Annotated in this window: 9 protein-coding genes and 1 pseudogene; 4 read left to right on the top strand and 6 right to left on the bottom strand. The window is 37.2% G+C overall.

What is annotated here, in order from left to right:
• Nucleotides 1-324 (bottom strand): annotated as a pseudogene (locus ACOV1R_RS15305) (hypothetical protein); the annotation flags it as partial.
• Between the two features lie 12 nt (nt 325-336).
• Entirely contained in the window at nt 337-924 is a 588-nt protein-coding gene (locus ACOV1R_RS15300; protein WP_420499401.1) for a site-specific integrase, read from the bottom strand.
• A 77-nt stretch (nt 925-1,001) separates the two neighbouring features.
• Here ACOV1R_RS15300 and ACOV1R_RS15295 point away from each other — a divergent pair, with 77 nt between their 5' ends.
• Both ACOV1R_RS15295 and ACOV1R_RS15290 read left to right on the top strand, forming a co-directional pair.
• Nucleotides 1,002-1,265: a type II toxin-antitoxin system PrlF family antitoxin gene (locus ACOV1R_RS15295; RefSeq protein ID WP_017260787.1), complete on the top strand. Its 264-nt coding sequence runs from the start codon at nt 1,002-1,004 to the stop codon at nt 1,263-1,265.
• A complete protein-coding gene (locus tag ACOV1R_RS15290; protein ID WP_050340458.1) occupies nt 1,265-1,612 on the top strand; it encodes a type II toxin-antitoxin system PemK/MazF family toxin in 348 nt (115 codons plus the stop codon). Before ACOV1R_RS15295 ends, ACOV1R_RS15290 begins: the two co-directional genes overlap by 1 nt.
• Nucleotides 1,613-1,739: 127 nt before the next feature.
• Here ACOV1R_RS15290 and ACOV1R_RS15285 read toward each other — a convergent pair whose 3' ends face one another.
• The 4 genes from ACOV1R_RS15285 to ACOV1R_RS15270 form a co-directional block, all read right to left on the bottom strand.
• Nucleotides 1,740-2,198 carry a hypothetical protein gene (locus tag ACOV1R_RS15285; RefSeq protein WP_017866851.1) on the bottom strand — a complete coding sequence of 153 codons (459 nt, stop codon included), beginning with the start codon at nt 2,196-2,198 and terminating at the stop codon, nt 1,740-1,742.
• A gap of 106 nt (nt 2,199-2,304) precedes the next feature.
• Nucleotides 2,305-4,542, bottom strand: coding sequence for a glycoside hydrolase domain-containing protein (locus ACOV1R_RS15280; RefSeq protein ID WP_050340455.1), 2,238 nt, complete (start codon nt 4,540-4,542; stop codon nt 2,305-2,307).
• Nucleotides 4,543-4,847: 305 nt separating this feature from the next.
• Nucleotides 4,848-5,609 (bottom strand): helix-turn-helix domain-containing protein, encoded by a 762-nt coding sequence (locus ACOV1R_RS15275; protein WP_050340453.1) that lies wholly within the window; start codon nt 5,607-5,609, stop codon nt 4,848-4,850.
• A 206-nt stretch (nt 5,610-5,815) separates the two neighbouring features.
• The gene (locus ACOV1R_RS15270) at nt 5,816-6,028 is read right to left on the bottom strand and encodes a DUF3923 family protein (RefSeq protein WP_015063544.1); all 213 of its coding nucleotides are present in this window, start codon (nt 6,026-6,028) and stop codon (nt 5,816-5,818) included.
• A 231-nt stretch (nt 6,029-6,259) separates the two neighbouring features.
• Between ACOV1R_RS15270 and ACOV1R_RS15265 the strand changes: the two genes are divergently transcribed.
• Both ACOV1R_RS15265 and ACOV1R_RS15260 read left to right on the top strand, forming a co-directional pair.
• The gene (locus tag ACOV1R_RS15265; RefSeq protein ID WP_050340470.1) at nt 6,260-6,799 is read left to right on the top strand and encodes a hypothetical protein; all 540 of its coding nucleotides are present in this window, start codon (nt 6,260-6,262) and stop codon (nt 6,797-6,799) included.
• A gap of 1,097 nt (nt 6,800-7,896) precedes the next feature.
• Complete coding sequence (locus ACOV1R_RS15260) at nt 7,897-8,274, top strand: YxeA family protein (protein ID WP_050340468.1); 378 nt, start codon at nt 7,897-7,899, stop codon at nt 8,272-8,274.
• Nucleotides 8,275-8,365: the final 91 nt, after the last annotated feature.

The raw sequence follows: 8,365 nt of genomic DNA, 5'->3' as shown, positions 1-8,365 counted from the left end.
TTTGAATTTCAGTTGCTAAGTAAAGTGGCGTCTTACCATGATTAAAAGCAAAAACGGGTTGCGGAAAATCAGGCTTACTAGCAACTTGATGAACACTTTGACGAGAGTTCATCTGCCAGCGAATTTTTAAATCTTCACGCGACAATAACTGTGGCAGCTGTGTTTTTTCAAGTTGAGCTTGTTGCTGCAACTTTTGTGTAAACTCTTGTTTAGTCTTGTTTTGATGCCAATCATCGNCAACTTTTGTGTAAACTCTTGTTTAGTCTTGTTTTGATGCCAATCATCGAAAAGATCATACTTGTTTGATTTAAAATCTAAATCCATAAAGCCAGCCTCCTAACCAAAATCAATTTTATCCAGCATCGTTTCAGTACTAGCCTGGTCTAAGCCTAAATAAGCTAAAGTCATTGCTTCACTGGAATGATTTAGCAAATTCATGACTAAGCCAATATTATAATTTGATTGCGTGTAAACGCGATAAGCCCCGGTTTTACGCATCGTATGGGTCCCTAGATAATTAATTCCTAACAGATCGCCAACCTTGCTCATGATTTTGTAGAACTGTTTTTCCGTGATATGGCGTTCGGGGTGTTGAATGGAAGGAAAGAGCCATTCAGAATCCAGCTGATGCTCAAGTAGCCATTGTCGATACAATAAGAGCTCTGTTTGAACTGGTTTAAGGTACAAGGTATTAGGCTTACCCGTTTTTCGATCGTGAATGAACGCATTTTGCTTAATAGACCCGTCCGGATTAAAAATATCGGTCTGTTTTAAGCGCATGACATCACTGACTCGCAAAAGTGTCGCTTTGCCAACTTGAAAAATCGTATAGTTACGCCGGCCAGCTTTAAAGTTGTTGAGTAACGTATCTTGAACCTCCTTAAGCACGTTAGAATCTTTGATGGGTAAGACAACTTGTTGCATAGTTTTAGCCCCTTTTCTTGAGATATTAAAATAGTTATGTTATTATTTTTGTAAGTAAAAAGTAAGGAGATGATATTGTGAGTGCAGGTAATGTAACTAAAGTTAGCTCGAAGATCACAAGTAAAAATCAGATTACAATTCCTAAAACAGTACGTGAGCTGTTAAAAGTTCGGTCTACTGACACAATTGAATGGCAGATTGAACCAAATGGTAGAGTAATGATTGTTCGTAGTAAACCTGATCTATGGCAACTTGTTGATGAACAAGAAAAAAAGTTCGGAAATCTCAGTACCACAGAATTTGATTGGGGTAAGGACATAGAAAGTGAAGATTTTGATTAATGAAATTAAAACAAGGCGCTATTTTGTGGATTAATTTAGATCCAGCCAAAGGAACTGAAACTAAGAAAAAGCGACCGTGTTTAGTTGTGAGCAACGATCACTATAATCGCTATTTTAATACGGTGCTAGTTGTACCAATCAGCACTTCTGACAAATATCGCACCCTAGAAAAGTATGTTAAATCTCCGTTATTTATCAAGATAGATAAAGGGGAAATTCACGGAACAGCGTTATTACAACATGTCCGCGCTGTCGATCCAACAAAACGATCAGATGGCGAAGTTGTGGCCAATTTATCTCAGCAAGAAATTAGTTCGATTAGTACAAATGTCCAACAATTTTTTTGAAAAACAGATGTTATTTATTGATAAAAGCAAAAGAATAGCCCCCAATATCTACATTATAGATATTGAGGGCTATTCTTTCAATGTTTTTGAGGGGCGATTTCTATATAATAGACCCTAAAATGATTATTTAAAGTGTTGTGAAAGTTAAGATTCCTAATAAGAAACAGCAAGCACAAATACCATAAATAGAAATAGTCTTGTTTCTTTTTTCTTTATCTGTAATCTTTAATGCGTGGTCATACTGTATCTTTTTCCTTTGTATTGTTTGGTTTTTTAAAAGTTCCATAAAAAAAGCAAAGAATAATGCAAAAAAACCAATGGAATCTGTAAATCCAAGCATAGAAAAATCTCTTTCAAAAATAGCAGTATAAATACCAATTGTAAGACTAATTAATGCTAAGGCTCCAAATAAGAGGCGGAATTTATTAAACTTTTGAAAAGTACGGTAATGTTTTCCATATAAAATTGGTAGTCTACCAAGCTCAATAATGCTTGTTTTTTTTCTTTTTTCTTTTTTTGTAGTGTAAAGATAAGAAATTAAAAAAAACAACGTTAAAAGTAACAATAAATCAATAAAAAAGGTCATAAGAAGTCTTCTTTCATGGATTAAACAAATTTAGAGAACATTTTTTATAATTTTCTCATAAGTATAAAAAAAAACAAGGATTCTTTTGAATCCTTGTTTTTAAGTTTTAAGCGGCTATAGCCAAAGCTAGTATACCTACAAATATAATAGTAGCATCGAGTTCATAGCCAATCACTGTTCCAGGATCGGGGGCTTTGGGTAGTGATTCTAAAACGGACGAGAGTAATGTTGACCTGTAGTTTTCAATGCTAAGTGCAAACTTAGCTGTATCTTTAGCCGCCTTAAAAATAGTATCAAGATTACTATTATACTTTTCAACGTCCGTTGCTGAAACTCCTACCGGTACTGTTGAGCCATTATATTTGTGCATATGGATCTTAAGGGTGATAGCATATCCTAAATCATAAGTCGTGTTATCTTGGCCTTTGTGCTCAATGGTAGACTTAAGCTGTAGCGTCAACACATGATCACCGGCACTAATGTTGCTAGTCGTGGTAATATCACCGGCTTCAATTTTCCCACCAATTGCTGAAATTTGAGCTAACAATGAGTTAGGATCAAATGCAAGTTTATTTTGCTCAATAACCTTTTGGACAGGGCCGTCAAATGTGAAATCAACTTTGTGGTTATTGATGTTGTAAGTGGTTTTTGCCAATCCACCTTCCGTGCTAATATCCCCTTCAAAGTCAACTGAAAGAGTGATTGTTGCAAATAAGGTGTTAACGGTATAAATATCCCCTGCAGCAGTTACTTTAATTCCCTTGAAAAGATGAAAAATATTTGTACCGTCGGCTAAACTTTGGATAACATTATTAACCTTATTAAGATCGTCAGAAGTTCCGTATTTTTCAGGGCTAAGTTCTTTGACAGCAGTTTGACGGCTGGACGTTGTAGCTACCTTATCAATTGCAAAATCTCCAATAGAGATTTCAGAAAATTGATCAAAGCCCCAAGCCTTTGGAATAGCAAAACCCAAGTTACCGGAATAACCGGTTGACATGTCTGAAACAAAGGCCTTTGTTGCGAAACCAGCAGCGATAATTGTTTGTGCAACGTTGCGTGTTCCATAAATACCTGTCTGATAACCATAACTTGCAACGCTGCTTTGGACAGCCTTAAAGTAAGGAGTGGCCGATCCAGAAATATCTCCAGCTTGAATGTCGGCATCAACAGCAAAATAAATTACTGTGTTAGTAGGAAACCCTAGCCTCTTGGCGGCCTGACCAGCTTTATGACCGTCTGCGGTTCCGCGTGTGCTAGTAAAATAGGCTTGATCGTCAGAAGCTCCGTCTTGAAAAATTGGAAAGAGAGCTAACCCGGCGCTTGTAATTGTTTGTACTTCAGTTGCTGTTAAATTTTTTGCTCTCTCTGTACTGCCACTACCAACTGACCCTGTTAAATACCGACCAACGATTGAATAACCGGCCTTTTTAAGCGTTGAAACACGAGTGGCATTTAACTGAAACGAAGTATCACAGGCAATAGCGGAACGGTCTGGGTTGCCGGCAGAAGTCAATAAACTCATGAAAACGTCTATGCCAGCAGAAGCTCCATTAGTAGAACTTAGAGCCATAGTTGTTGCAAAAGAAGAGACAGCATTTACAACGGCTGTTCCATACGAACCGTCAAAAGAGCCTGTGTAAACTTTGTTATTAACATAGAGGCCCCATTGTAAAATCCTGACAAAATTATTCTTTTGTCCTTGGGTCACGGTTGGTGTTTTTGTTTTAGTAGACGGGCCATAGTAACCAGTTGCTGTATCAACACTCAAACCTTCCTCAGCCTGCAAGGCATAAATCAAAGCAGTGTTCGTATCCCTTTGATAAATCCCATCACATGGTAAAATACCAGTGTAAGCTTGATAATCATGATTAAGCTGTTGTTGCATTGAACGGATTTTAGCGTCCCCACCAGGAACTAAAACAAACGCGCTCATTGTTAGCAAGGCTTTCATAATGTCCGAGTTTACGTTGGCGCTGGTGTCTTTGATACCGGCGTCTTTTTTTAATTCAACGACAGCAGCCGCCGTGTTAGTAGTAAATTCTCCGGTAAAGTCTTCAGGGTTGATACCCTTACACCAAAAGCCACCTTGGATTATTTTAACAACATTGTGCTTAAAGCCAGTTTTAACTTTATTAGCAAATTGAGTATCCCATTTAGCGGCAGTTGAAGGACCAAAATTATCAACTAGATCTGTGATCCCTAATTCGTGTTGCAGAGCTCTAGTTAACCCATAAACTGTATTCCAACCAGTATTACCGTCCTCGGGCACTTTACCAAAGCCAGAAACTGAACCATAAGTTTTGTTGAGCCAGACTTGTGTTTCTTTTACCATTTCATCCATACATAAATCATCCTTTCTGTGTTTAGTGACTATAGCGCCTAAAACGAACAAGCTATCGAATTAGTAAGCAGTTTCTGATCCAACCTCCTTAAAAATTATTTGCTCAATAATCGAACACCAGTTCGAATAGACGACTTAACTTTAGCACAGAAAAACAAGAAAGCAAATTTTTGTCGAATTATTTTCGAACAAAAAAAGATCTTCCAAGAAAAAGGGAAGATCAAGTAATATATATTTTTGAGGGTCTGTTTCTCACTTATAGACCCTGAAACTACTTGCAGGATTGTAACTTGGTGGTTCTCTATTCAGTCACCTAACTGCTGGACCGTGTCAGATACATGGATCTGTGTCTTAAATTTTTTGAGGTCATGATTATTAGTCGCTGTATTTCCCTTATGATTTAACAAAGCATCTAGCGCTGCTAGGTTGCTAACATAAGTCTGATTAATGTAGGTGCGAGGAACGATACGCGCAACTTTAACATAACTGCCCTTATGATAAGCCATCACATAAGGATCTTTGACCCCAGGATTAAGCCCCGTTGTTAAGGTTAGTTTGGTCCATTCATTCCCCATCGTATTATCAGTGAACCAAGCGGTCCAGTAACCATTGGTTGCCTTATTGTTAGGTGAAATTTCCTTTTCACTAGGTAATTTAGTGTACCCGACTTTATAGGATAAAAACGGATCAAATCGATCAATCGTCCCAATACCTTTATAATATCCCAAACATAAAATACCAACACTAACTAGTGCTAGTACGATCAAGCTACCTAAGCCAAAAGTCCAACGACGATAACGACTTTTAAGCTTAACATCATGATCTATCTGGGTGGCCAAAGAGGGTTCTTTATTTTTTTTCATTGCAATCTCCTCGTTAAATAGAAGTTTTTCGAGTGAGATGTTAAACAGTTGACTCAAAGCATGCAGGGTCTCTAAATTTGGCATGTTCTTGCCAGTTTCCCAAGTTGAAACCGTTTGACGGGTCACATGTAATTTTTGAGCTAATGCTTCTTGGGTTAAGTTAGATTGCCTGCGCAAGGTCTTGATATCGTCTTTAAAGCTCAAATCTCACTCCTCCTAAATCATAATCAAGGATCTAAGGCAATCCTAGCAAGAATTACTAGCATTAGTCACGCAAATGTTACTTGCACAACTGGATAGTTTGGTTAGTGTCGTCAATAAAGTCATTCTTCAGATCGTAATACCGTTCTGAAGAATGACTTTAGAAATGATCAAAGGTCTATTTGTCAGTTATAGACCCTGATTTAGTTTTACTTTCTATGCTTAACAAATAGCAGTAAGACAAGTTGGATCAAGATGATAACAATAAAGAAAACCACTAGCACAATAAAAGCAGCTAATTTAGTTGCTGGCGTTTGAATCGTTCCAGCACCAGCAACTTTTCTAATGAAAATTACAAAGCTTAATATACTGAAGATGATTAGCCAAATAAGATTGCTTAGCCACCAAACTTTTAATTTCATGTGTTTGGGGTTACTCCTTCTTTTGGTAGTAATATGTACTAACTAATTGGCATAATAGAATTATACTGGTCAGAAAGGCAGCCGTCCATATCAAGCCAAAACAGCCACTATTCTTAAAAATCTCCGCGATAGGATATATATCATATGTTGAGAGACGTATTCTAAGCCCTCGTTCAGTGTTTACCATGATTAACTATGTTAACATTAGTAAAATTAGGGGGTGTAAGTAACATGAGTAAGACTATGAAACAACTTACAGCGGAGTTTGGCGTTACAAGGCAAGCTATCATGCGAAAAATGGACGATAACTTTAGAAGTAAGTATGTAAGTAAGGTACATACTAACGGAGCAAGTAGGCTGATAATAAGCGATGACGGATATAAGCTTTTAAAACAGCATTTTTTAAACAGTAACAAGGCTGTAAGTAACGAGAATGTAAGTTACAGTAATCGTGTTACACACGATAGCGTCACGAATACAGCAATGGAGTTGCTAGAAAAGCAACTGGTTGAAAAAGATAATCAGATTGAAAAGCTTCAGCAATCTTTGAGCGAAGCCCACAAGTTACTAAGCCAGCAACAACAATTAAACTTGTCTACTAACCGTCAAAACGAGAAATTACTCGATACCACTACAAACAACACCCCCTCACAGGACGATAGACCACTGCAAAACGACCATACAGACGTTTTAAAGCCTACCGAGGGTAATTCCAAGGGAGTAGAGAATAAGACGCCTAAAAAGGGCTTATTCGGCTGGCTAAGACGTTAAAAATACCCCTTTGCTATATTTTTGGCTTACCAATGGAAGGGTTGTAAAATGCCGCCAGCAGTGCTATATTATTACCAACGAAGCACCGAATTCACTCAATAAAAATGTTAGAAAGTTAGAAAATAAAATTTAACTCAAACACGTTTCTTACTTACAGCGCCAAGGCTTGTAAGATTGTTAGAAAAATATCGAGGTTCCTAAGAAAAAACAAATTTTTTCTGGGGACTTTTTTTCTTACTTTCTAACAAACTATATAGTATATATAAATATATATTGTTATATTCCTTATATATAGGGATTTGTCTAAATATACAGCGCTGGAATGCGTGTGTTAGAAAAATGTTGGAAAACTGTTAGAAAAATTCAAACACGCGATCTTTTGTTACAAAATCCATTGGCCAATTGCTAGGCTAAGGGGTATAATACTGTTTGTAACTAAATTAAATAGACAAAAAAATTCCCTCGGTCGCCACCGGGGGAACACAATAACTCTAAGCAAAGTTTATGTGTTCATTTTACCTACTATTGTAAGATTTTTCAAGTAGGTAGAGTTGAATTTTTCTGGATCACGGGGGAGCCAAGCCTCGTTACTAGAGTGGCAACATTCTAGCCAAGCAAGTTAATTCTACCTTTCGAGGACTGACAGCCGGTTAACAAGCTAATGAAACAAGTGGACAGGTCAAACGAGAGCCGCCGCTATAAACTCCCGTTAGGAATTAACCTATACTTGTATTTAGGTTTCTTCCGAACGTATGCCCCACGTACGGGGCGGGCGGTAAAGCAGTACGAAAGTACAGGGCTATTACGCAAGGCCAGTGATCCAAACAACTAAAAATAAATGATTGCTGGCACCTATAAAGGGTGCTTTTTTTATAGGCTAAATTAGTTAGGCTAATCTACATGCGCTATAGTAACAATTGAAGTTTTTTTACGTGAGTGTGATTGGTGACGAACTACAAAAAGTTTTCTTCTTCGCAAAACAAGGGGAAAACTATATCCCGCTCAGGTTCAAGCGCTCTGAACAGCAAAGGTCGAGACCAAAGTCAAGTTAGTTTTAAATATTTTATAGGTTTTATGAGGATTAGGGTGAGCTATTTTTGAGTAAGTTTGCGATTAAAAATCATTGGATAGAAGTTGTCTTGGTTGTTTTACTAGTTGGGGTTACAATTTTAAGTATTGGGTGGCATATTTATCGGTATGGTGGTGATTATTACTACATGCGAGTTAATGATAGTAGTGAATCATTTCCTGTAACAGTTCCAGTTGGGATTACACAGAACGGCTATGTTTATCGTGGTATTGCTAAAGATAAGTATGGGAATCGGCAACAGTTAGAGGTTAAAACGGTTGCTGATGATTTAGGGCCATTTCATAAGGGACAGATCATTAGAATTACATATAATCCTAAATTTGGTGTGACTAATTATAAGAAAGTTAGCCGTGATCAGGTTCCACCATTGGCTAGAATTCACTAACTTTTATAAAATAAGAATGCTGTTAAAATAGGCTTTGATTTGATCGTTTTACCTAGACCAATTTAATTTCACAAAGTTAAAAATAAGTATC

It is taken from the genome of Lactiplantibacillus sp. YT640 (assembly GCF_049745435.1).
Taxonomy (GTDB): domain Bacteria; phylum Bacillota; class Bacilli; order Lactobacillales; family Lactobacillaceae; genus Lactiplantibacillus; species Lactiplantibacillus plantarum.
The sequence above is the reverse complement of the archived record's forward strand: the minus strand, read 5'-3'. Positions and strand labels throughout refer to the sequence as shown.